Raw genomic sequence first — 23,329 nt, forward strand, 5'->3', positions numbered from 1 at the left:
CGCCGTCGCGCCCGTTCCCCACAAGGGGAGGGCGCGACGGCGGCCGCCTGCACTCTGTGAGTCGAACGCCGTGCCGCTACTTACGCGTCGTGATCCGTTTCCAGGATCTTCACGAGGCTCTCCAGGGCGTCGTCCGCGCCGGTGCCCTCGGCACGAAGCACCACAACGTCGCCGTGGGAGGCGCCCAGGCTCATCAGGGACAGGATGCTGGCGGCGTCCATCGCTTCGTCGGCAGGCTCACCTTCGCGGGCGATGGTGATGTCGAGGTCGTACTCGCCGGCGGCTTCAGCGAAGATGGCGGCGGGACGGGCGTGCAGGCCTACTCGGCTGGCGACGGTTGCGGTGCGTTCTGGCATTTTTGCTCCTTTTGTCTTTCGGCGCCTGTGGGTTCAGCGCCGTTGATGTGTCGTGGGTGAAGCCGGGTCAGACCGTTACGGGAACGGACTCCACGGTAGCAGCGGGCTTGGCGGCAGCCCAGCGCTTGAGGGCGATGACGGCCAGGGCGCTGACCACGGTTCCGGCCAGGATGGAGATAACGAACATCACCAGGTTGCCGATGGCGAAGAACACGAAGATACCGCCGTGGGGTGCCTGCGAGGTGACACCGGTGGCCATGCAGAGGGCGCCGGTGAGGGCACCGCCCACCATGCTGGCGGGGATGACGCGCAGCGGGTCGGCCGCGGCGAACGGGATGGCACCTTCGGAGATGAAGGAGGCGCCCAGCAGCCAGGCTGCCTTGCCGTTCTCCCGCTCGGCGAGGCTGAAGAGCCTCTTGTCCAGGACAGTGGCCAGGGCCATCGCCAGCGGCGGGACCATGCCGGCAGCCATGACTGTTGCCATGATCTGCCACGGCGCCTGGTTGGAGGCGCTACCGGCGCTCAGGCCGGCCACTGCGAACGCGTAGGCAACCTTGTTGACCGGGCCGCCGAGGTCGAAGCACATCATGAGGCCGAGGATGATACCGAGGACGACGGCCGAGGCGCCGGTCATGCCCGAGAGCCAGGCGTTCAGTGCTGCAGTGAGGCCTGCGATCGGACCGCCGAGGACCAGGAACATCAGGCCGGAAGCAAAGATCGAGGCCAGCAGCGGGATGATCACCACGGGCATCAGGCCGCGGAGCCAGCGGGGTACCTGCCAGGTCCCGATCAGGTGGGCCATGTAGCCGGCGAGCAGGCCGCCGACGATGCCGCCAAGGAAGCCGGCACCCATGAAGCCGGATACGGCACCGGCGACGAAGCCCGGCGCAATTCCGGGCCGGTCGGCGATGGCGTAGGCGATGTAGCCCGCCAGCGCGGGGACCAGGAAGCCCATGGACAGGGCGCCGATCTTGAAGAGGACCGCGCCGAGGTAAATGGCGAGGCCGCCCTCCGGGAGGTTCCCGAAGTTGTTCACCACCACCACCTTGTCCGCGACGCTGGTGATGTTATAGCCACCCAGGAGGAAGCCCAGTGCGATGAGCAAACCACCGCCGGCCACAAACGGGATCATGTAGCTGACACCGGTGAGCAGTGCACGCTTCAGCTTCTGGCCGATGTGCTCGCCCTTTTCGGACGCTTCCTTCTCGGCCTGCTCTTCGGCACCGAAGTGCGGCACGCGGCGGGCGTGCGGGTCGTTGGCTGCAGCGAGCGCTTCCTGGACCATCTTGGCGGGCTCGTCGATGCCGCGCTTGACGGGCGCGTTGATGACGGGCTTGCCGGCAAAGCGCTCCTTGCCGCGGACATCCACGTCCACCGCGAAGATCACGGCCTCGGCGGCGGCGATGACGGCGGGGTCCAGCGGCTTGGCGCCGGAGGAGCCCTGGGTTTCAACCTGCAGGTCCACGCCCATTTCCTGGGCGGCGGCGACCAGCGAGTCGGCGGCCATGTAGGTATGGGCGATGCCGGTGGGGCACGCGGTCACGGCCACCAGGCGCCTCGGTCCCGCAGAACCAGCGGCGGGTGCGCCTGCCGCGGCAGGCGCCGCATCAGTAGAAGCAGCAGAAGCAGCAGGAGCAGCAGCCGCGTGGGCCGCCGGCTTGTCCGCCAGTGCGCCGTCCACCAGTTCCACGATCTCCTCACGGGAGGACGCGGCACGCAGGGCTGCCGTGAAGTCCTTTTTGATCAGGGACCGGGCCAGCTTGGACAGCAGCTTCAGGTGCTCCTGGTCTGCGCCGTCGGGGGCGGCGATGAAGAAGATCAGGTCCGCCGGGCCGTCCTTGGCGCCGAAGTCCACCTTGGGGTTGAGCCGTGCCATGGCCAGTGTGGGCTCGATGACTGCAGCAGAGCGGCAGTGCGGGATGGCAATGCCGCCGGGGATGCCGGTGGCGGTCTTCTGTTCGCGGGCGAAGGCATCGGCGAAGAGGCCTTCAACTTCTGACGCGCGGCCGGTGGCAGCCACTTTGCTGGCCAGGTGCCGGATCACGTCCTCGGGCGAGGTGCCCAGGTTCTGGTCGAGCTCGACCAGTTCGGTGGTGATGAGCTGAGTCACTGTCAATCCTTTCGAAGGGCCGTGATGGTTACGGCATCCGGGGTGGTTTGGTGGACTGCCGGGACAGTGGAACCCGGCAGCGAAGCGGCGGCGGCACCATGTGCCACTGCCTGACGGAGGCAATCGGCCGGGGCGGCGCCCTGGCCGTGGGCGAGCAGATAGCCAGCCAGCGACGAATCGCCCGCGCCGACAGTACTGACCGCGGCGACCGGCGGATGCGTGGCCAGCCACGCGCCGTCGGCCGTTACCAGCACAGCTCCCTTGGATCCGAGAGTTGCCAGCACAGCACCCACACCGGAACGCACGACGGCGGCGGCGGCTGCTGCTGCAGCCCCCGGATCCGCTTCCAGTTCGTCTGCGGTGGACGCCGTGGCGAAGCCGGCTGCTGCAGCCAGTTCCGCCAGTTCCTCGGCGTTGGGCTTGAGGAGGTCCGGTTTCCCGGACATGCCATCCAGCGACGTGCCGGAGACGGCACCGGCGAGCGGCGCCCCGGAGGAGTCGACGGCGATGAGCGGCACGCCGCCGTCGGCCCCGGAACCAGCGCCGGAACGCAGCCGCCGGGTGACGGTGGCGTAGAAGTCGGCTGGGAAACCCGGCGGCAGGGAGCCTGCCAGGACCACCCAGCTGGCGCCGCGGGCGCGCTCCAGCAGCAGGGCGATCAGGGCTTCCTGCTGCTCTGCGCTCAGCGATGGACCGGGCTCGTTGATCTTGGTGGTCACGCCGCCGGGCTCGGTGAGGGCCACGTTCGTGCGCAGCGGCTCGTCAATAGGCAGCGCCGCGAACGGAACGCCGTCGTGCTGCAACCCGGCCAGGACAGGATCGCTGTCGCCGCCGGGGAGTACCGCGATGGTCTGCAGGCCCGACGCCACCAGCGCCCGGGACACGTTGACGCCCTTGCCGCCCGACTCCTGGCTGACGGAGATGGCACGCTGGACTTCGCCGCGCTCCAGCGGTCCGGGCAGGGCAACCGTGCGGTCCAGGCTGGGGTTGGCCGTGAAGGTGACGATCATGCGATCACCACGTCAACGCCGGCCTCTGTCAGGGCTGCTGCCAGTTCCGGGCTGGGCTCGCTGTCTGTAATCAAGGTGTCCAGATCTTTCAGTGAGGCGAACTGGACCAGGGTTTCTGCGTCCAGCTTGGAGGAATCGGCCAGTACAACGATGCGGCGGGCCGAATGGACGAAGGCTGCCTTGACGGCGGCTTCTTCAGGATCGGGGGTGCTGAGGCCAAAGCGGGGGTGGATGCCGTTGGTGCCGATGAACGCGATGTCCGGGCGCATCCGCTGCGCGGCATCCACCGTTGCCTGTCCCACGGCGGCCTGGGTGAGGCCGCGGACCCGCCCGCCCAGGATCTGGAGAGCAATTCCGGGCGTGCTGGACAGCCTGGCGGCAATCGGAACGGCGTGGGTGATCACCACGAGTTCGCCGCCGGGCTCGGTAGCGGAAGGCTCGACGGCGGTGCGCCGGGAAAGGAGGTCGGCCAGGACTTCGGTGGTGGAGCCGGCGTCGATCAGGATGCTTCCGGAGGCCGTCTGCGGGATCAGGGCCATCGCGGCTTCGGCGATGCGCCTTTTTTGGTCGGGGCGCTGGATGGCCCGTTCGTTGATGCTTTCCTCGGTGGTGCTGAACCGGTCCGCCGCGACGGCACCGCCGTGGACCCTGCGGACGGTCCCGGCGGTTTCCAGGGTGGCGAGGTCGCGGCGGACGGTTTCAGTGGTGATGCGGAAGCGCTCAGCCAGCAGGGTCACGCTGACCCGGCCGCTGCCGGCAACAAGCTCGGCAATCTTCTGCTGGCGCTCTTCGGCGAACACGTACCCTCCGTTGCGTAAAGTCCTGCGGGATTCTTTGAGTGACTGGCATCACATGATGTGGAATTACTTGACTTTATCTTTGTTTATGTTGGTTTGTCAATGGAAACCCACACGAAACAAAGAGGGGTGTCTGCTTCACGATGCGGGCGGCCGGAGTCGGTGAGGGCGCAAAAAGCCGGGCCGGACCGTGGTGGTCCGGCCCGGCTTTTCGGGTTCATGGTGGGGCTTTCGGGCCTGGGGTTTACAGGCCGCCGTCGCGGCTTTCGTTGCGCGTGATGCGCTCCCCGGTGTTGGGGTCAACCACTGAACGCGTTTCGCTGACCCGCCGGCTGCGCCCCGGTGAGGCCAGGATCAGCGAAGCGATGAGGCCGATCACGCCCACAGCCATCAGGATGTACCCGATCAGCACCTGGTCCACGAAGGGAATCAGGCCTGGTGCGACAGCCCAGGCGAGGATGGCGCCGATGGCGATGAGGAAGATGGAGGAACCGATTCTCATGACTTGCTCCTTATTGTCCGCGGATTGGTGGGCGGTACTTCTGGAACTGCAGGACGTTGTGCGGTGGTTGCCGTGCGTTTGCTAAGCATGCTGTCTGTCTAGCGTCAGGCTACAGCGCCGTCATGGCCGATTCAACGACCGGGCGAAGGTGCGGCGCAATCGTAACCATGCGCCACGGTGCCGTTGCGCCCCGCCTGCTGGTTAGGCTGATCTGATGGAAACAGTTGTGTGGTCGAAGCCGGAGGGGGAGCGGGCCGGCACGCCTTTGCTGGTGATGATGCACGGCTACGGCACCGACGAGTCCCGGATGGTGCGGCTGTTTGACTACCTGCCGCAGAACTTCACCTGCGCGGCGTTGCGGGCGCCCATGGTCATCGGTGACCACTACGGATGGTTCCTCCTGGACTACTTCCTCGCCAACGACTTTGCCGACGTCATCGGCACCACGAACACGGTCCATGACTGGATTACCACGGTCAGGGGCCAGCACAGCAGCGTGAGCCTGCTGGGCTATTCGCAGGGCATGGCCATGGCCAGCACCCTGCTGCGGCTGCATCCCAAGAGCTATCAAGCTGTGGTTGGCCTGTCAGGCTTCGTACTCGAGAACGACCTCCTGGCGCTGACTGACTCCTTCGAGACCCCGCCGCCGTTCTTCTGGGGCCGGGACAAAGCGGACCTGGTGATCAACGAGGACGCCACCGCCCACGCTGGCGAATGGCTGAACGCCAATACGCGGCTGACAGCCAGGACCTATCCCGGGATGGGTCATGCGATGTGCAAGGCGGAGATGGTGGATGTCAGCGCCTTCCTGCGCCACTACGTCCTCCCTTAGGCCCCCTCGTCCTCAAGCGGGCGGCGCCCGGGTGGCATGGGCCCCAGGATTGAGAGTCGCGTCACACTCCGGCGCAGAGAAAAAACAGTTGCATGCCAAATTTGTAAGCGCTTACACTCGAGTTCGGCCGATTCCACCGGCCCTTGAACTGGGCGGGAAGGGAGATCTGCCGCATGCACGTGTTTTATGGCCCTGCGCGGGTCGCGCCACCGGCTGCCCGCTGGTGGGTTGCCGTCCAGTTTGTCATGGCGCAGCAAGGCGCCCATGATGGAAGAAGGCATTCATCAGCGCCCCTCCGGCCCGCCGTGGCATTTCAGCCCACGCCCCCGCGCCGCGCTTGCTGATCACAGCGGACACCGTCGCCGCTCCTCGCACCGCATAGCCCACGCACAGCCCATCCCAAGCACCGCGCCCGCCGGGCCTGCCCGCCGTCTGAAAGGACACCGCACCGCGCATGACTGAACTTCTGAACCACCCGACCAGCTGGACCGGCGCCTCCGCCATTCTCTTCGACCTCGACGGAGTGCTGACCCCCACGGCCACTGTCCACGAGCAGGCCTGGCAAGAACTCTTCGAAAGCTACCTGGCAACACAGCCCCAGGTCCCCGGCTACCGGGAGAGTGACTACTTCGACCACATCGACGGCAAGCCGCGGTTCGACGGCGTCCGGGACTTCCTCGCGTCGCGCGGCATTGTGCTGCCCGAGGGACCTACCGACGACGATCCCGCACACACCACTGTGCAGGGGCTGGGCAACCGCAAGAACCGGATTTTCAACGACATTGTCAGCTCCGGCGTGGAGCCGTTCGAGGGTTCAGTGCGTTTCATCGAAGCCGTGCTCGTGCAGGGACTGAAGGTCGCCGTCGTCTCATCCTCCCGCAACGCCCCGGCGGTGCTCAAGGCGGCCGGCCTGAGCGACCGTTTCCCGGTGGTGGTTGACGGCGTGGTGGCCGCCGCGGAAGGCCTGCCCGGCAAGCCCAGCCCCGCCACCTACGACTACGCTGCCCGGCTGCTGGAACTTCCCAGCGAGGAATGCGTGGTGGTGGAGGACGCCGTGTCAGGTGTTCAGGCGGGCCACGCCGGCTCCTTCCATTCCGTAATCGGCGTGGACCGCGGCGCAGGCAGGCAGACCCTGCTGGACGCGGGAGCCACCCTGGTGGTCAACGACCTGAAGGAACTCCTGTAGCCCGGTAACTCCCCGGGGTCCGGCTGTTCCCCCGACGGCCTGCTCCGCATGATTTATCCGCGGCTTCCTTCCCCCAGGACAGACCGCACAACGAACCCCCACGCACGCCCGCAACGGGCACGCACAAAAGCGCCCCAAGCCGGATGAGACCCGGCTGCCCAGCACAACGCCAAAAGGACCCCAACACCATGGCTCTTATCACCGCGGACCGCGACCGGTTCCCCAACACCCCCTGGCAGCTTGTGGAGACCCGCCACGAGCCTGGCAACGCCGGTACCCTGGAGACACTTTTCGCGCTGGGTAACGGGCACCTTGGCATCCGCGGCGCCCACTGGGCGGCCGCCGATGCTGACCTGCCGGGCAGCTTCATCAACGGCCTGCACGAAATCTGGGACATCAAGCATGCCGAGAACGCGTTCGGCTTCGCCCGGACCGGGCAGCGGATCATCTACATCCCGGATGCGAATAACTTCACGGTGATTATCGACGGCGAGACGCTGAGCCTTGCCGAGTCGGCGGTGCAGGAGTACCGCCGGTCGGTGGACTTCGCCACCGGCATCTACGAATGCCGCATCACCTGGCTGTGCCGCTCCGGTGCCACCGTCACCACCACCGAGCGCCGGGCCGTGGGCTTCGCATCCCGCGGCAGCCTGGGCATTTCCCTGGAGGTATCGGCGGACCGGGACGTGTCAGCAGACGTCACGTCATCTGTCATCAACCGCCAGGACCAGCCTGTGGAGGACCATTCGGAGCACGACCCGCGCCGCGCCGGCCGGCACGCCGGACGTGTCCTGCTGCCGTTGCGGCTCGACGGCGGCGACGGTTCGCTCCGCCTCTCGTGGGAGGCCGCGGAATCCAAACAGCGCGTAGGGATCGCCGTGGACCACTGGACCTCCGCGGGCCAGCAGCCGTTCGACACCCTGGTGGACCAGGACGACAGCAGCGTCCGGTACGTCCTCGCCGTCGGCGCCGATGAGCCGTTCCGGCTGGAGAAGATCGTCAGCTACGCCGCCGGCCGAGGCGTCCAGGACTCCGGACGGGACGCAGCGGAAGTCGCCGAAGAGGGCCTGCGCTCCGTGGAGGACATCTTCGCTGAAAGCCGCGAGCACTACCGCGACTACTGGGCAACGTCCGACATCGTGGTGGGAGGCCAGTCCGAACTGCAGCAGGCCATCCGCTGGAACCTGTTCCAGCTGGCCCAGGCCACCGCGCGTGCCGACGTCGCAGGCATCCCCGCCAAGGGAGTCAGCGGCTCCGGCTATGAGGGGCATTACTTCTGGGACCAGGAGGTCTACCTCCTGCCCTACCTGACCTACACCAACCCGGAGGGCGCACGGCAGGTCCTGGAGTTCCGGCACGAGATGCTTCCCACCGCACGGATCCGGGCCAAGGAACTCAGCGTGCACGGGGCGCTGTTCCCCTGGCGCACCATCAACGGGCTGGAAGCTAGCGCCTACTACGCTGCCGGCACCGCGCAGTTCCACATCGCGGCAGCCATCGCCTTCGCGACCAACCGGTACGTCTGGGCCAGCGGCGACGCGTCCTTCCGTGACGGCATGGGGGCCGAACTGCTGATTGAGACTGCCCGCATGTGGATCTCCCTGGGCTTCTTCGGCAAGGACGGGCTCTTCCACATCCACGGCGTTACCGGCCCGGACGAGTACACCGCCGTGGTCAACGACAATCTCTACACCAACGTGATGGCCCGCTTTAACCTGCGCGCCGCCGCTGCCCTGGGCCACGCCGAAATCAGCGACGAAGAGCGCCAGCTGTGGTCGGCCGCGGCCGACCGGATGCAGCTTCCGTTCGATGACCGGATGCAGGTGCATTCGCAGGACAACGACTTCATGACCCTTGAGCCGTGGGACTGGACCACACCCCGGTCCAAGTACCCGCTGCTGCTGCATTTCCACCCGCTGGTGATCTACCGCCACCAGGTACTCAAGCAAGCCGACACGGTGCTGGCGATGTTCCTGCAGTGGCAGGACTTTACGGCAGAGGAAAAGCGCCGGGCCTTCGATTTCTACGACCCCATCACCACCGGCGACTCCACCCTGTCCGCCTGTGTCCAGGGGATCATGGCCGCCGAGGTGGGTTACCCCAAGGCTGCGCTGGAGCACTTCACCAACGCCGTGTTCATCGACCTCGACGACACCCACGGCAACACGATCGACGGCGTGCACATTGCCTCCACCGGCGGCGTGTGGAGCTCACTCGTCTGCGGCTTCGCGGGTCTCCGCGACCAGGGACCGGTGCCGTTCTTTGATCCGCGGCTGCCCGCGGAGTGGGACAGCCTCGCCTTCCACCTCAAGGTCCAAGGCAGGCTGCTGCAGGCGGAGCTCGACGCCGGCTCTCTCACCCTCACCGTGTCCGAGGGCGAGCCGCTTGATGTGGACGTCCGCGGAGAGCTGTTCAGCGTGGGCAGCGAACCGGTCCGCGTGGTGCTGGCCCCGGTCCAGGTCCCGGAGCCCACGGTCTTCCCCAGTGGGCCCCCGACGGCGAGCATCCCCGTCGTGCGCGCCCGGGCTTAGTTGCCGCTGGCGCAGTTTCCGGTGCCGTAACCCCCGCTGGACTCAGCCGTAGTGCGCTTGATCCGGCGGCAGGAGGCTGACGCTGCGCGCGTCAGTCTCCTGCCGCCGTCGTGCGTTCCACCTCAGGCGCCCGGTCCAGCGGGTGTGCGAGCTCGTCCTGGGGCATCTTCGCAACGATTGACGCGATCACTGCCACGACGGGGCAGACACCGCCGGCCACCAGGAAGATCAGCCAGATGGGGAGCACCTCAGCGGCGGGTCCCGCCAGGGCCATGGAGACAGGCATCAGGGCGAGGGACACAAAGAAGTCCAGGCTGGAGACCCGGCCGAGCAGGTGCGGCGGGACGCGGCGCTGGAGCAGCGTGCCCCAGATGACCATGCCCACGCTGCCGGTGGCGCCAAAGATGAACAGGGCCGAGGCCAGGGCCCAGAAATTGTCCATGATTCCGACGGCGGCCAGCGGCAGGGAGCCCACGCCCCAGGACACCATCATCACCGTGAGATACCGCCGGGGCAGCCTCAACGACGCGGTCACCAGCGACGCTGCGGCCCCGCCGACGCCCATAATGGCGAGCAGGAAACCGAACATGCTGGAGTCGCCGCCCAGCTGGTCCCGGACCACAAACGGGAGCAGCACTTCGATGGGCCCGATCAGGAACAGCACCGAAATGCAGGCCCAGAGCAGGGTCCAGAGCAGCCAGGGCGTGCGGAGTGTATAGCTGATGCCTTCGCGGAGGTCGTGGAAAAAGGACGACTTGGGCCGCCGTTTGCCGGTCACGCCGCCAGGGTCCGGGCCGCCGGCCTCGGAACCGTTGGCGGGCGCCGCCAGGGCGTGCTGGCCGAGGAAATTCAGGATGATGAACGCCATGAGGTGGCAGGCAGCCACACCGGTGACCGCGTGGGCCGGTGAGAGCGCGGCCACCAGGATGCCGGCGACGGCGGGCCCGGCCGCCTGCTGGAGGGTGGGGCGCATGGTCCCCTCCATGCCGTTGGCCGCGAGCAGGTCCTCCGGCGGCAGAATCCGCGGCAGGATGGCCGAGTACGCGGGGAAGAAGAACGCGGCGCCGACGCCCAGCACAAAGGCGCCCACTGCGAGGTGCCAGATCTGCAGCCAGCCGGCGATGGACAGGGCACTGATGCCCGCGATGACGGCCAGGTTGGCGCCTTCCACCGCGATGATCAGGAGACGCTGCGGGAAGCGGTCGGCCGCGATGCCGCCCGCCAGCACAAACGCCACCAGGCCCACGCTGCCGCCAGTGGCAACCAGCGAGAGCTCCAGCGGGCCGCCGCCCAGGTGGATCACCTGGTAAACCATCGCGACAGCCCACATCCCGGATCCGAAGATGGAGATGGCGAGGGCTGCGATCAGGACCCTGTACTCGCGGTGCGCAAAGGGCCGCAGGGCTTTGAGGGTGGGCATAGGGTAAGTCTAGGCTTTTGGGGAAAACGGGGGGTACTGGAATGCAGCCGGCAGGGCAACTTGACCAGCAACCGCAAGGGCACGGGCAACGGTTAGCCGTGGTCACCGGCGCCGGCCGCGGCTTCGGCGAGGCGCTTGCCCGGGAGCTTTCAGCGGCCGGATGGCTGGTGCTGGCAGTGGTGCGGCAGGCTGCGCAGGCGGCGGCGCTTGACCTCTTGCCAGGCGTGCAGGCCGTGATCCACGACGTCCGGTCGGAGGACGTGTCAGCCGTGGTTGACGTGGTGCAGGGGCGTCCGGTGGATGTCCTCGTCAACAACGCGGCCCAGGGTGCGCCGCACCAGCCGCTCGGTGCGGTGGACGCGGCGGGCGTGCTGACCGCCGTCGACGTGAACGCGACCGGTCCGCTGCGGATGGTGCAGGCGTTGTTGCCTCAGCTGCTCGACGCCGACGATCCCGTCATTGTGAACGTCACCTCCCGCCTGGGGTCGCTTTCGGCCCAGGCCCGCGGGGATTTCGCAGGCCTTTCCACGAGCTATGCCTACCGGGTGTCCAAGGCTGCCCAGAACATGCTGACTGTATCGCTTGCCCAGGACCTGGCCGGGCAGGTCCGCTGCTGGGCGGTCCATCCCGGCAAGCTCGCCACCGGCATGGGGCAGGCGGACGCCGTGAAGCCACCCCGTGCTGCGGCGCGGGAGCTGCTGGAGCTGCTGGAATCGGACGAGCGCCGGTCACCGCGCTTCGTGTCACTCGGTGCGCCCGATTTGGACTGGTGAACCTTGGAAAGCACTCCGGCCGGGTCGTGGCGGCGCAACCTGGCCTTTGTCGGCGCCAATCATGGGCTCGCCCTGCATCCCGTGGACGCCAACGGCAAACAGCTCCCGGGTGAGGCAGCCAGCTGCTTCGCCTCGTTCTGGATGGCGGAGTGGTCGCGCTGGGGAACGGGGAACGCCCTCCTCGTTGCCACCCTGCAGGGCTGGCGGAGTTACGGAAGCAACGAGTTCTTCGCCGCCACGCTCGCGGCCGAACTGACCCGCTACTTTCCGGAGGCAGCCAGGTTTCCGCTCGACGGGATCTCGCACACCCAGGACGAGTTCGACGTCGAACTGGACCTGGAGCGCGGATTCCGCGCCACCGGCCGCAAGGCTGAGCTGGAGCTGGGAGGGATTCTGGACCGCCGGCCCTTTACGCAGCCGGACTTCCAGCTCGGGCCCAACGCGGCGGCCCTGAGCAATGTCTACCTGCCGTGCAGCAGCGGCCGGCTGGCCGAATTCGGAGTGGAGTGGCCCGGCGCGCCGAGCGTTTATCCGGGACCGCGGGGGCCGTCCTCGTCCGGTTACATGGCCGTTGCCGAATCCTGGGTGATGTAGGGGACCTGCCGGTGATGTACGGGAGCCGGGCAGGTTGGCCTAGTGTTAAGCAACCTTAGTATTTAGGACGGCAGTGAAAACTGCCGCCGGACGAAAGCAGAGGTCACCATGGCCAAGCGCAGCAATCCCGCCGTGCGGATCGCGCAGGAAACCGCCCACAACGCGGTGTTCGACGCTGAAGGAAAGCCCAAACCCGGAGTCCACAACATGCTGCTCCGGGCAGTGGAAATCCAGCGCCCGCTGGTGCTGGCCTACATCCGCCGGGTGCAGCGCAAACAGCCGCACGCATCGGCGGCGCAGCTCGCTGTAAGAATTGAGCGCGACTACCTCGCGGCGGTGACCGGCGGCGGCGCGATCGTGGGTGCCACTGCTTTGGTGCCCGGCGTCGGGACCGTCGCATCGCTTGGACTCTCCGCAGCTGCCACCGTGGGATTCCTCGAGGCCACAGCCCTTTATGCCACCTCGCTCGCCGAGCTTCACGGCATCCGCCTGACCAACCCCGAAAAAGCCAGCACCATGGTCATGGCCATCATGCTGGGCGAGGAGGGCACGGCACTTCTGGGCACCCTGAGCGGCCAGGCGATGGGCAGGGGAACGAGCCCCACCAAGGCGTGGGGCAACGCGCTCTCGAAGTCCATTCCGGGGTCCGGTTTCGGCGCCGTCCGGAGCCGGATCCAGAAGGCGTTCCTGAAGAGTCTGGTGAAGCGGCAGGGCACGGCGCTGTTCGGCCGCGCCCTGCCGTTCGGCATCGGCGCCGTGGTGGGCGGGGCCGGAAACCTGATGATGGGCCGGGCTGTGGTGGCAAACGCCAAAGAGGCTTTCGGGCCGATGCCGGATACGATTCCAGGGGAGCTCAAAGCCGCCGGCGCGGGCCCGGACAACCTCACTCTGGAAGGCAACAACCTTGGACCTCAACGCTGACCTTGGCGAATCATTCGGCTCGTGGAATATGGGGGACGACGCCGCCATGTTCCGGCTGGTCACCAGCGCCAACGTCGCCTGCGGCTTTCACGCAGGTGACCCCGTCACGATGCTGGACAGCTGCCGGGCCGCGTTTGAGCTTGATGTGACGGTCGGCGCGCACGTGGGCTACCGGGACCTGGCAGGTTTCGGCAGGCGCTCGCTGGATATGTCCTTCGATGAGCTATTCGGCGACGTCCTCTACCAGCTGGGCGCCCTGGACGGCGTGGCCCACGCAGTTGGTGCCTCCGTTGATTACGTCAAGCCGCACGGCGCGCTCTACAACCGCCTGGTCCACGACGCCGACCAGGCTTCAGCCGTGGTTGCCGCCATCCAGGCCTACGACCCCGGCCTGCCCATCCTCGGACTGCCGGGCTCGCAACTGCTGGTCCAGGCCAAGGAAGCCGGCCACCCCGTTTTTGTGGAGGCCTTTGTGGACCGCGCCTACCAGGCCGACGGCACGCTGGTCCCGCGCTCGCACGCTGGTGCCGTCCTGCACGACGTCGATTCCATCGTTGAGCGCGCGGTGCGCCTTGCCGTGAAGGGCGAGGTAGTCGCCGTTGACGGGACGGTGGTGCAGGTCAGGCCCGACTCGTTGTGCATCCACGGCGACACCCCCGGGGCAGTGGAGATGGCAGCGGGAGTCCGTGCCGGCCTCGAAGCGGCCGGTGTGGACCTGGAGTCGTTCGCATAATTAGGGCGCTTCGGACGCAGCTGCTTCCAGCAGCAGCTCTTCGGGCAAATGATCCTCGGGCAAATCGTCTTCGGGCACGGCAGAGCTGAGTCCTCTGTCCGAAAGCAGGCTCCGTATCTGGGGTGGCCAGTGGGGTGGTTCCCAGTCGTGGTGTTCGCTTTGGTAGTGGCGGCCGGTGGGTGAAATCCAGCCGGGCGGTGTGTCCTTGGCGGCGTCGGTGGGGGTCCATCCGGTGGTGTGTTTTAGCCGGTGGTGTTTGCGGCACAGTGACTCGAGGTTGGTGATGCCGGTGGTGCCGCCGTCGGACCAGGCGAGGATGTGGTCGGCTTCGTTGTCCAGAGATTGGTTGTTGCAGCCGGGGAACGAACATTTCCCGTCGCGGAGTCTGAGCCATTGCCGCATCGCTGCGGGGATGGGGTAGCTGTTCCGTCCGATTTCCAGCGGTGCGCCGTTGCGGGGGTCGGTGAGGACCCTGCGGAATGAGGATGCCCCGTCGGCGACGAGTTTGCGGGCCATGGAGGCGGGGATGGGTCCGTAGCCGTCGAGGTCGGCGGGTTCGTCGGTAAGGCCCATCAGGGCGAACACCGGGACGGTCACGAGGACCTGCGCCGCCGGCGAGGGCACCCGGCCCGAAGCGGCCACGGCCCTATTTGAAACGACGCCCGCAGCGACGCCGTCCGTGACCAGGCGGCCAACCACGCCATCATTGCTGGTGCTGGTCCTGGTGGTCGCTAAATCGGTGTTGCTGCCGGCGGCTGCTTCTGTGCTGCTGTCCGTTGGGTTGCTGGTGGTGAAGCCGGCGCTGAGGAGCAGTTTGGCGGCGACGTCGGCGCGGAGCTGGGTCAGTGTCCGGTCCTCGGCGGGGCCCTGCAGGGCGCGGGCTGTGGCGGTGACGCCGTTCCAGATCCCGGCCGCCTGGTCCGCCGGGAGGTAGGCGGAGAGCCAGGCCATGCCGTCCCGGTCCGGGGCGTACTCCAGCCTCCGGTCCAGGACGCTCCTGGCGTGGCGTTTTTCGATGCTCTCCGGGTGGTGCCGTTCCCGCCAGGTCCGGGCCTTGTGCCGGAACCGGGAGGGGACCATCTCCCCGGCCGGGCAGCTTTTGGCGGAGTTCTCGACGTCCGTGCCCAGGAAATGGGCTTCCAACGCCGCCGCCCCGGCTGGATCCAGACTTGCAGCCTCGTCGACCATGACCCTTGCGTGCTGCCACGACATCGACCCCTGCTCCAAGGTGGCCTGGGTCAGCGGCAGTGTGGTGGTGAGTTCGTGGGACTGGGCAAGGAGTGCTGATGCGGTCCGTTCGCTCACCGTCAGCGCACAGGCGACCTCGGCCACGACGCCCATCTCGCGAGCCAGGCGCTGATGCGGCTGCTCATCCGGAGGGGACATCGCCCGGGTTATGTTGGCGAACCCTGCGGTGAAGCGCACTTTCCTGGCGGCCAGCATGGCCTCCATCCGGGCCGTCTTTTCAAGACCTTCCAGGCACGCGTCCGCCTGGTCACGAAGCGGGTCCGAACTGGTGGACCCGGAACGGCCCTCGCTGCGGTCCGCCAACACCGCAATCGCAGCCATGGAAGCCATCATGGCCTCCACCGAATCCACTGCCGCTCCGCTTCCCATACCCCCATCATCCGGCGAGGCACCGCCAAAAACAGCGAAGCAAATGGCCTATGTGGATAACCTCCGGCCCCTTCCAAAAGCCATTTCTTGGAGGGCTTTCGGCTGCCAAGCCTAGGGCCGCAACTGTACGTTCGCGCAGTCTTTGTCGGGGCCGCAGGGCCACAACTGTACGTTCGCGCTGACTGTGTCGGGGCGGTTTCTAGGGGTCGTCGCAACACCTGTTGGTTAGGTGGTTAGTAGTAAAGCACGTATTCGCTCGGCTGGGGTTTCCCAGCCGAGCGTTTTGCGTGGGCGGCCGTTGAGTTCTTGGGCGACGAGTTCGAGCTCTTCGGGACCGTAGACGGACAGGTCGGTGCTTTTGGGGAAGTACTGGCGCAGCAGCCCGTTGGTGTTTTCGTTGGAGCCGCGCTGCCAGGGGCTGGCGGGGTCGCAGAAGTAGACGTCCATGTCCGTGGCGATGCTGAAGGAGCGGTGGGCTGCCATTTCTGATCCCTGGTCCCAGGTCAGGGACCCGCGCAGGTGCGCCGGCAGTGTGGCCATGGCCGCGACGAGTCCGTCCCTGACTGCTTCGGCGCCATGGTCTCCCGGGAGGTGGACGAGCATCACGTACCGGGTGGTCCGTTCGACCAGGGTGGCGATCGCGGACTGGTTCAGCGTCCCGGTGATCAGGTCTCCTTCCCAATGCCCGGGGATGGCACGGTCTTCGATTTCGGGCGGGCGTTCGGAGATCATGACCATGGGATCGGCGAATCGGTGACGGCGTTCTGCAGGGTTGCTGTGAGGTTTGCGGCGGGCGCGGCCGGTGCGCAGGGCGGCCTGGATTTCGCGTTTGAGTCCGCCCCTGGCCTGGACATAGAGGGCTTGATAGATGGTCTCGGGGCTCACGCGCATCTCCTGGTCATCGGGGTGTTCCGTGACCAGCCTGTGCGATATCTGCTCCGGTGACCACTTCCGGACCAGCCTGTCCTGCACGTACTTCCGAAGATCCGAGTCGCCGGCCAATTTCGCCGTCTTGGGCCGGGACCTGCGGGTCGCGGCTTTCCGGTCCGCTCCGTGGGGCAGGTAACCCAGCCGGGGATCGGCGTTGCGGCGCAGTTCCCGGCTGATCGTCGAAGGTGAACGGTCCAAAGCCAACGCTATCGACCTCAACGAGGAACCGGCCCCCGTCAGGTCCCGGATTCTTTCACGTTCCTGCAGGGACAGGAACCGCCCGACGGGTGTGCCGGCGCTGATGGCCCCGGGCTCAGGCGCTGAGGCGGAGGGTGAGTGGAATGTCGTCACTCCCTGTTTGTAGTCGATCACGCGCCCGTCCGGGTAGACCCGCACGCGGCCTGACCTGCGGACTCCGTGGTCCCAGTCCTGCGCTGTGCGAATGTTCACGCCCACGGCGCTGGCCGCCTCCCGGCGGCTGGTCCCGGCCTGGCGGAGCTCGAGGTACTCCTCCCGCCCCGCGTGGGGACCATTCCCGCCCCGCCCCCGGGCCTTCAGACCCGCCTTCCTGACCCACGCGGCGCAGGTGGCAGGATTCAGCCCAAGCTCCCTCGCAGAAGCCATTGTGTTGCCCAGACGGTCAAACACCACAAAGAAGGCATCCTTCGCGTCCTGCCCGTACCAGCCGGATCCCGATGAGTCATCGATAGAACGAACCATGGTCGTTGCAACTCCCAAAAAGTCTGGGTGTTGCGACGACCCCTAGAACTCAAGCGGGGCGGCAGGGCCTCAACTGTACGTTCGCGCTGTCTTGTTCGCGTGGCAGTCCGGAAGGGAGGGAAACTCAGCCGAAGACCAGGTGCGCCGCGCTGAAGATGGCGAGCCCGGCCAGAGAGCCCACCACTGTTCCGTTGATCCGGATGAACTGCAGGTCCTTGCCCACCTGGAGTTCGATCTTCTGTGATGTTTCCTCCGCGTCCCAGCGGGCCACGGTATCGGTGATTACGCCGGCGATGTCCGAGCGGTATGTCCGCACCAGGTAACCTGCGGCGTCGCCGATCCAGGCGTTGACCTTGCCGGCAAGTTCGGCATCGTTCACCAGTCGTGAGCCGAAGTCGCGGACGGCCGCCTTGAACTTGACCGTCAGCTCGCTGTCGGGATCGTCCACCGCGGTAAGCAGGGCGTTCTTCACGGTGCCCCAGGTCCGCGAGGCCAGTTCGCGGACCTCAGGATCGCCGAGGACCTGTGCCTTGATGTCCTCGGCGCGGGCGATCATGGCGGGGTCATGCTGCAGATCCTGCGCGAGATCGTTGAGGTACTTGTCGATCTGCTGCCGCACCTGGTGGTTGGGGTCGGACTGCACGGCACGGGTGAACTTGAGGATCTCCACATAGACCTTGTCTCCCACCAGCCCGTCCACGAACTGCGGAACCCAGGCGGGGGAGCGGTCCGAAACCAGCCGGCTGACGGTTTCGTGGTTGTCGTCCACCCAGTCGGCAGCCCTGTCAACCAGCAGGTCAACCAGCTTGTGATGGTGGCCGTCGGCGAAAATCCGCTCCGCCATCCGTCCCACGGGAGGTCCCCACGGCGGAGCCAGCAGATGCTTGCGCACCATTCCTTCGATAACCGCCTGGACGTCGTCGTCGTTCAAAACCGTGAACGCACCGCGGATGACGGCGGCGCCCTCCTTCGCCACCCGCTCGGCGCCGCCGGGAGTGGCGAGCCATTCGCCTGCCTTCCGGGCGATGTTCACGCTGGCGAGCTTGTCCTGGACCACCTGTTCGGACAGGAAATTGGTCTCGACGAACTCACCCAGCGACGCCCCGATCTGGTCCTTGCGCCGCGGAATGATGGCGGTATGCGGGATCTTGATCCCCATCGGGTACTTGAACAGGGCGGTCACGGCGAACCAGTCGGCCAGCGCCCCCACCATGCCACCTTCGGCGGCCGCCCGGACGTACTGCAGCCACGGATATTCCTTCTGGAAGGCGAACGCGAACACAAAAATGACTGCCATGGCGATCAGCAGGCCCAGCGCCAGCAGCTTCATTTTCCGCAGCGCTGCCGCCTTTTCCGCGTCACCCGCACTGAGCGGATGGCCGACGACGGCGGCGCCCCTTTGGGCGGGCACGTCGGGTCGGGTAGGGTCCTGCCGGGTAATTGGCTCAGAGTTCACCTGCATGTGCCCAGCCTAGTCCCGCCCACGGTCGCCGGGTCGGCTACCGTGTCTGCATGACCATCGACGAGTCTGCACCCCACCGGCCACTGGTTTATGCCCACCGCGGCGCCAGCGCCGCCTTTGCCGAGCACACCCGGGCCGCCTACCTCCAGGCACTGGCCGACGGCGCCGACGGAGTCGAGTGCGACGTCCACCTCACCCGGGACCAGCACGCAGTCCTGCTCCACGACGCGAATCTGGACCGCACCTCCGACGGAACCGGGCCGGTCGCGGACCGCACGCTCGAGGAGTTGAGGCTCCTGGATTTCTCGTCGTGGAAAGGCGTGCGGATTCCAGAGGAATACGGAGCCCGTTCGGAACAGTTCCTGACACTCAAGGAGCTCCTGGGCATCCTCCGCGATGCCGGACGGCCTGTGGGGCTTGCCATTGAGCTGAAGCACCCCAGCCCGTACCAGCTGAAGCTGGAGGACCGCGTCCTGGACGTCCTCCGGAGCGAAGGCTGGGACCCGACGACATCAACCGTGGACAACGTCAGAGTGACGTTCATGAGCTTCAGCCCGGATTCGGTGAAGCACCTGCTCCACACCGTGCCTGCGGAGTTCATCTGCCAACTGGTGGACGAAATCGATGTTGACGAAGTCCGCGAAGAGCTCGGTCTCGGTGCGCTCACCGGCAGTGCTGTCGCCAACGTCATGAAGGCTGCCCAGCTGGAAGGCGAACGCATCCTCGATGACTGCGAAGTGAGGCTCGCCGGGCCGGGCATCGACTATGTCCGCCTGCACGCCCGCACAGTGCAGCGGTGGCTGGAATCCGGCCGGCGTTTCCGGGTATGGACTGTGGATTCCGAGCGGGACGTGGCCCTCTGCCAAGGCCTGGGCATCCACGAGATCACCACGAACATGCCCGCCCGGGTTTTGGCACAGCTCTAGGCTGACCCGTACCGTTCAGGCGCCGTCCGGTTCATGCGCCGGACGGGGCTGTGGTTGAGTGGAACCATGCCTTTTCACTGGCCCGGCGCCGTTCATTGGTCCAGCACCGCCACCCAGGCCCTCTCCGCGGCAGCCCTGAGCGCCCTGCTGATGACCAGCGCCATGAAGCATTTCCGCGATCCCGGCTTCTACCGCCAGGTGGTCCCGGACTACCTTTGCCGCGATGAGCAGGGTTCCCCCGCCGCGCCGGCAGCTTCAGCTGCTGGAGTCGCCAGCGCGCGGCCGCTCGCCGTGATGACCCGCGATGAATGGATCGCGCTGAGCGGCCTCGTGGAGGCGGGTGCCGCCGTCGGCCTCCTCATTCCCGCGACGCGACGCGTCACGGCCACGGGCGTCGCTGCCCTCTTCGGGGTGTTCCTGTCCGGCCACGTGGACGCAATCCGGCGTGCCTATGGCCCGGACGGTTCACCGGCCCAACGCAAAGTGCACACAGCCCGCTTGCCCCTGCAGGTGCCGCTGGTCCTGTGGGCGTGGAGCCTTCGGAACGCTGGCCGGCGGACCAGCTCATGAAGCTCCTGGCATCCCCGGCAGTCAAAGTGGGAATCTCCATCAGCATCGCCACCGGGCTCTACGGTGTTTCGTTCGGCGCGCTGTCCGTCACCTCGGGACTGGACTTCTGGCAGACCATGGCGCTGAGCCTCCTGCTGTTCAGCGGCGGCTCGCAGTTCGCGTTTATCGGAGTGGTGGCGGGCGGCGGATCCGGCGTCGCGGCGATGAGCGCCGCCACGCTGTTGGGCATGCGCAACGGCATCTACGGCATGCAGCTCAACGCGCTCCTGCACCCCACCGGCTGGCGAAGGTACGTGGCGGCACAGCTCACCATCGACGAGTCAACCGCTACCAGCACCGGCCAGACCGATCCGGACGAACAGCGGCGCGGCTTCTGGGCTGCAGGGATCGGCATTTATGTCCTGTGGAACCTCTTCACCGCAGTGGGCGCACTCGCCGGGGCGGGTCTGGGCGATCCGAAGCAGTGGGGACTGGACGGTGCCGCGGTGGCTGCCTTCCTGGCGCTCCTGTGGCCGCGGCTGAAGGGGCGGGAGCCGGTGGCCATCGCCGTTGTCTGCGCCCTGGCAACCGTCCTCGCGGTGCCGTTCGTGCCCGCAGGCGTCCCGATCCTGATCGCTGCCATAGTTGCCGCGGTGATCGGCTGGTTCAGCCACGGCCGCAGCGACGAAGGCCTCGAGCCGGACGTGGACCCGTATGCCGAGCACCACCACCGCCAACACGGTCCCGCCGGGTCGACGAAGGCTGGCGCATGAGCCTCTGGATCTGGTTGCTGCTGGCGTGTGCACTGGCTTATGCGTGGAAGCTCGTTGGCTACTTTGTGCCCGCCAGGCTCCTTCAAAACCCCCGTATGTCACGCGTGGCCGGCACCATGACCATCGGCCTGCTGGCGTCCTTGACTGTGGTGAATGCGGTGGCTTCCGGACAGTCGCTGGCGGCCGATGCCAGGCTGGGAGCGCTCGCCGCGGCAGCCATTGCGCTCGCTTTCCGGGCTCCGTTCCTGGTGGTGGTGCTGGCCGGCGCCGGGGCCGCCGCAGTCCTTCGGCTTCTGGGATGGAACTGACGCACGGTTCACGTGACGCGTGCCTCTGGTGACGCGGAACACGGCGGCGGTACTATAAGTCTGGCTATGCAGCTGGCCATGGATCGTCTTTTTGGAGCGGTAGCCATGGAAAACCCACTGTACTTAGCAAGCGGCAGATCCGGGACGCCAGTAAGAATGGCGTCCCCCAAACGACCTGCGGGCCTACCTGTGAAGAGGTTCTTTTCCCGTTTCAGGTCGCTGTCAGACGTCCCTGCGTCGGACCTGGAGTTGCTCTCCGAGCGCATCACCTTGGCGCTGGATCTGGGGCACGAACCACATGTCTCGGCGCTCCATGCAGCGGTACGCCACGAACTGCGCAACCGGGAATCAGCCCTCGACGATTGAGCTTTTCGGGACTGAAGTATGGTCCACTGAAGAGGTGCCGCCGCCCAAGGCAGGCGCCCGGAAGGAGGAATCACCATGAACGAACAGCCGCAAACACCGGCCCAGGACGATGGGGTGGAAGCTACGACGACCGGCAGCCACGCCAAGGTGCGTCCCGCGTATCTGGAGTCCAGTGGCTCCGAGTCCACCCGCGAACTCCGCGACACGGCGCGCCGCCGCCGGGATGCAGAAGAGAAGCTCCAGCAGCATCTGCTCGAAGCCAAGGAACACACCCCCAACGCGGACACACACGCGCATTCTTCGCCGGAGGACGCCGGCCAGCCGGAAGACGCCGATCAGCGCGTCGGCCAGCGGGAAGACGCTGGCTAGAGGAGAATCAACGCGGGGTCAGGCTACTCCGTGGGCCGCGCCGTCGGAGGAGCCGGCCCGGCGGCCGCTTTCCTCGACAGCGAGTTCGTACCAGACCTGCGCGCCGAATTCCGGCGTCGCCGTATCAAGGTTCTGGAACAGCGCGTCCAGGAGGTTCGCCAGTTCTTCGGGGGACAGGTTCGGGAGTACGACTTCCGGTCCACGCGGGTCATTAATGAAATGCGCGAGCTGTGAACTGTTCATCGTGCGGTGGTTTCGTCGAATCGGATACGCAGGAATCTGCTCATGGGGTCGCTCCATCTGGGAAATCAGAGGCTGGCTGCGTAACCCCACACGAGTCTATTCCAACGAATGGATGCCCACAATGGCGCCCCCTGCGGCACACCCGCGGAACGGTGCGCGCTCGGCCTGGTTCAGGTGAAGCGGTTCAGCTGAAACGGCGGCCAGAGACGAAGTCGCCAGCCATATGTCCGACGGGCAGTTGGGCGGCCGGAAGCGGCACGTGCGCGGGGAGCGGCCGGTGAGGCCGTTCCGAGCGGATGGCGTCCTCGATGAGTGCCACGGGACGGCGCCAGGCATCGGAACCCGGCTCCATGGTGTCCACCACGCCGATCAGCATGGCGAGCAGCCGGAAGATGTCAGTCATGGAGATATCCGGGCGGAGTGTGCCCTGCCCCTGCCCGCGTCCCAGCAGGATGCCGATGGAATCGATCAGGGAGCCGGTGATTCCGGTGAGGAGCTGCCGCCGCCCGGCGACGGCGCCGAGCAGGTTCGCGTCGGTGCTGGCCGCAGCCATGATGGCCTCGATGACCCGGAACAGTCCTGCGGCGGCATCGATGTCCACCAAGGCGTCGTCGATGACCGGATCAACTGTCAGCCTGAGCTGCCGGTTGAGGGCGGCCAGGACCAGGTCTTCCTTGTCCGCGAAGTTGCGGAACAGGGTTGCCGGTCCGACGCCGGCCGTGGCGGCAATGGTCTGCAGCGGCACTTCCGGACCAAAGTCCTGGAAGCATTGCCGGGCCGCCGTGATGATCTTGTCCACGTTGCGCGCTGCGTCTGCGCGGAGTGGTTTGCGGGCGACTGCGATGCTCATGCGATCAGGGTAGCAACGCAGCCCGGGGCGATCACCGTTACTGGAGGGTAGGCGGTTATGTGACGTGCGCGGCCCGCTTCAGCCCATTTGGCCCCTGCGCCCGGCGTGGCACACTTTCCTTATGTTGCTTGCATTTTCTGTCGCCCCGTCCGGTACGCCCAGCGGCGGTTCCCGTCCCACCGATGCGTCAGTGCACGACGCCGTTGCCGCCGCCGTGAAAATCGTCCGGGAGTCGGGACTCCCCAACCAGACGGATTCCATGTTCACCACCATCGAGGGCGAATGGGACGAAGTCTTTGACGTCGTGAAGCGGGCCACCGAGGCGGTTGGCCAGTTCGGCAGCCGAGTCTCCCTGGTCATCAAGGCGGACATCCGCCCCGGCTACAGCGGTGAGATCACCGCCAAGGTGGACCGGCTGGAAAGCGCACTCGAAGAAGACGCCTAGGCAGAT

Annotated in this window: 25 protein-coding genes; 14 read left to right on the forward strand and 11 right to left on the reverse strand. The window is 66.8% G+C overall.

Features of this window, described 5'->3' with window-relative positions:
- Positions 1-80: 80 nt before the first annotated feature.
- The 5 genes from ABV518_RS10805 to ABV518_RS10825 all read right to left on the reverse strand — a co-directional run bounded on the left by ABV518_RS10805 (position 81) and on the right by ABV518_RS10825 (position 4,775).
- Positions 81-356: an HPr family phosphocarrier protein gene (locus ABV518_RS10805; RefSeq protein ID WP_131133329.1), complete on the reverse strand. Its 276-nt coding sequence runs from the start codon at positions 354-356 to the stop codon at positions 81-83.
- A gap of 67 nt (positions 357-423) precedes the next feature.
- Entirely contained in the window at positions 424-2,466 is a 2,043-nt protein-coding gene (locus ABV518_RS10810; RefSeq protein WP_367767077.1) for a fructose-specific PTS transporter subunit EIIC, read from the reverse strand.
- Between the two features lie 2 nt (positions 2,467-2,468).
- Positions 2,469-3,476 (reverse strand): 1-phosphofructokinase family hexose kinase, encoded by a 1,008-nt coding sequence (locus tag ABV518_RS10815; RefSeq protein WP_367767078.1) that lies wholly within the window; start codon positions 3,474-3,476, stop codon positions 2,469-2,471.
- Complete coding sequence (locus ABV518_RS10820; protein ID WP_367767079.1) at positions 3,473-4,276, reverse strand: DeoR/GlpR family DNA-binding transcription regulator; 804 nt, start codon at positions 4,274-4,276, stop codon at positions 3,473-3,475. The genes ABV518_RS10815 and ABV518_RS10820 overlap by 4 nt, the downstream gene beginning before the upstream one ends.
- A gap of 241 nt (positions 4,277-4,517) precedes the next feature.
- Positions 4,518-4,775 carry a DUF6458 family protein gene (locus ABV518_RS10825; RefSeq protein ID WP_131133333.1) on the reverse strand — a complete coding sequence of 86 codons (258 nt, stop codon included), beginning with the start codon at positions 4,773-4,775 and terminating at the stop codon, positions 4,518-4,520.
- Positions 4,776-4,989: 214 nt separating this feature from the next.
- On the opposite strand from ABV518_RS10825, the gene ABV518_RS10830 reads away from it, so the two are divergent.
- The 3 genes from ABV518_RS10830 (at position 4,990) to ABV518_RS10840 (ending at position 9,324) form a co-directional block, all read left to right on the forward strand.
- Complete coding sequence (locus ABV518_RS10830; RefSeq protein WP_367767080.1) at positions 4,990-5,607, forward strand: alpha/beta hydrolase; 618 nt, start codon at positions 4,990-4,992, stop codon at positions 5,605-5,607.
- A gap of 454 nt (positions 5,608-6,061) precedes the next feature.
- Entirely contained in the window at positions 6,062-6,793 is a 732-nt protein-coding gene (locus ABV518_RS10835; RefSeq protein ID WP_367767082.1) for an HAD family hydrolase, read from the forward strand.
- A gap of 188 nt (positions 6,794-6,981) precedes the next feature.
- Positions 6,982-9,324, forward strand: a complete 2,343-nt coding sequence (locus ABV518_RS10840; protein WP_367767083.1) for a glycoside hydrolase family 65 protein — start codon at positions 6,982-6,984, stop codon at positions 9,322-9,324.
- A 91-nt stretch (positions 9,325-9,415) separates the two neighbouring features.
- Here ABV518_RS10840 and ABV518_RS10845 read toward each other — a convergent pair whose 3' ends face one another.
- Positions 9,416-10,744, reverse strand: coding sequence for an MFS transporter (locus ABV518_RS10845; RefSeq protein WP_367767084.1), 1,329 nt, complete (start codon positions 10,742-10,744; stop codon positions 9,416-9,418).
- Between the two features lie 98 nt (positions 10,745-10,842).
- Here ABV518_RS10845 and ABV518_RS10850 point away from each other — a divergent pair, with 98 nt between their 5' ends.
- The 4 genes from ABV518_RS10850 (at position 10,843) to ABV518_RS10865 (ending at position 13,765) form a co-directional block, all read left to right on the forward strand.
- Entirely contained in the window at positions 10,843-11,517 is a 675-nt protein-coding gene (locus ABV518_RS10850) for an SDR family NAD(P)-dependent oxidoreductase (protein WP_367767085.1), read from the forward strand.
- A 3-nt stretch (positions 11,518-11,520) separates the two neighbouring features.
- The gene (locus ABV518_RS10855) at positions 11,521-12,111 is read left to right on the forward strand and encodes a hypothetical protein (RefSeq protein ID WP_367767087.1); all 591 of its coding nucleotides are present in this window, start codon (positions 11,521-11,523) and stop codon (positions 12,109-12,111) included.
- A gap of 108 nt (positions 12,112-12,219) precedes the next feature.
- Positions 12,220-13,032, forward strand: a complete 813-nt coding sequence (locus ABV518_RS10860; RefSeq protein WP_367767088.1) for a hypothetical protein — start codon at positions 12,220-12,222, stop codon at positions 13,030-13,032.
- Positions 13,016-13,765 carry a LamB/YcsF family protein gene (locus tag ABV518_RS10865; RefSeq protein ID WP_367767089.1) on the forward strand — a complete coding sequence of 250 codons (750 nt, stop codon included), beginning with the start codon at positions 13,016-13,018 and terminating at the stop codon, positions 13,763-13,765. The genes ABV518_RS10860 and ABV518_RS10865 overlap by 17 nt, the downstream gene beginning before the upstream one ends.
- On the opposite strand, the gene ABV518_RS10870 is transcribed toward ABV518_RS10865, so the two are convergent.
- From ABV518_RS10870 to ABV518_RS10880, 3 genes are all read right to left on the reverse strand, one after another.
- Positions 13,766-15,382, reverse strand: a complete 1,617-nt coding sequence (locus tag ABV518_RS10870) for a DUF222 domain-containing protein (protein ID WP_367767090.1) — start codon at positions 15,380-15,382, stop codon at positions 13,766-13,768.
- A gap of 225 nt (positions 15,383-15,607) precedes the next feature.
- On the reverse strand, positions 15,608-16,768 hold the full coding sequence (locus tag ABV518_RS10875; protein ID WP_367767408.1) for an IS30 family transposase: 1,161 nt from the start codon (positions 16,766-16,768) through the stop codon (positions 15,608-15,610).
- A gap of 388 nt (positions 16,769-17,156) precedes the next feature.
- Positions 17,157-18,494 carry a DUF445 domain-containing protein gene (locus tag ABV518_RS10880; protein WP_367767091.1) on the reverse strand — a complete coding sequence of 446 codons (1,338 nt, stop codon included), beginning with the start codon at positions 18,492-18,494 and terminating at the stop codon, positions 17,157-17,159.
- Positions 18,495-18,544: 50 nt separating this feature from the next.
- Between ABV518_RS10880 and ABV518_RS10885 the strand changes: the two genes are divergently transcribed.
- The 6 genes from ABV518_RS10885 (at position 18,545) to ABV518_RS10910 (ending at position 21,785) form a co-directional block, all read left to right on the forward strand.
- Positions 18,545-19,420, forward strand: a complete 876-nt coding sequence (locus ABV518_RS10885) for a glycerophosphodiester phosphodiesterase (protein ID WP_367767092.1) — start codon at positions 18,545-18,547, stop codon at positions 19,418-19,420.
- Positions 19,421-19,486: 66 nt separating this feature from the next.
- Complete coding sequence (locus ABV518_RS10890) at positions 19,487-19,990, forward strand: hypothetical protein (RefSeq protein ID WP_367767093.1); 504 nt, start codon at positions 19,487-19,489, stop codon at positions 19,988-19,990.
- Entirely contained in the window at positions 19,987-20,742 is a 756-nt protein-coding gene (locus ABV518_RS10895) for an AzlC family ABC transporter permease (RefSeq protein WP_367767409.1), read from the forward strand. The genes ABV518_RS10890 and ABV518_RS10895 overlap by 4 nt, the downstream gene beginning before the upstream one ends.
- Positions 20,739-21,050: an AzlD domain-containing protein gene (locus tag ABV518_RS10900; protein ID WP_367767095.1), complete on the forward strand. Its 312-nt coding sequence runs from the start codon at positions 20,739-20,741 to the stop codon at positions 21,048-21,050. The genes ABV518_RS10895 and ABV518_RS10900 overlap by 4 nt, the downstream gene beginning before the upstream one ends.
- A gap of 189 nt (positions 21,051-21,239) precedes the next feature.
- The gene (locus tag ABV518_RS10905; protein WP_367767096.1) at positions 21,240-21,416 is read left to right on the forward strand and encodes a hypothetical protein; all 177 of its coding nucleotides are present in this window, start codon (positions 21,240-21,242) and stop codon (positions 21,414-21,416) included.
- 75 nt (positions 21,417-21,491) lie between these two features.
- Complete coding sequence (locus ABV518_RS10910; protein WP_367767097.1) at positions 21,492-21,785, forward strand: hypothetical protein; 294 nt, start codon at positions 21,492-21,494, stop codon at positions 21,783-21,785.
- 18 nt (positions 21,786-21,803) lie between these two features.
- Here ABV518_RS10910 and ABV518_RS10915 read toward each other — a convergent pair whose 3' ends face one another.
- Both ABV518_RS10915 and ABV518_RS10920 read right to left on the reverse strand, forming a co-directional pair.
- On the reverse strand, positions 21,804-22,028 hold the full coding sequence (locus tag ABV518_RS10915) for a hypothetical protein (RefSeq protein WP_367767098.1): 225 nt from the start codon (positions 22,026-22,028) through the stop codon (positions 21,804-21,806).
- A 184-nt stretch (positions 22,029-22,212) separates the two neighbouring features.
- A complete protein-coding gene (locus ABV518_RS10920) occupies positions 22,213-22,878 on the reverse strand; it encodes a TetR/AcrR family transcriptional regulator (protein ID WP_367767099.1) in 666 nt (221 codons plus the stop codon).
- 121 nt (positions 22,879-22,999) lie between these two features.
- Here ABV518_RS10920 and ABV518_RS10925 point away from each other — a divergent pair, with 121 nt between their 5' ends.
- Entirely contained in the window at positions 23,000-23,323 is a 324-nt protein-coding gene (locus ABV518_RS10925; RefSeq protein ID WP_367767100.1) for an MTH1187 family thiamine-binding protein, read from the forward strand.
- The last annotated feature ends 6 nt before the right edge of the window (positions 23,324-23,329 follow it).

The organism is Arthrobacter sp. HS15c (genome assembly GCF_040812005.1).
Classification (GTDB): domain Bacteria; phylum Actinomycetota; class Actinomycetes; order Actinomycetales; family Micrococcaceae; genus Arthrobacter.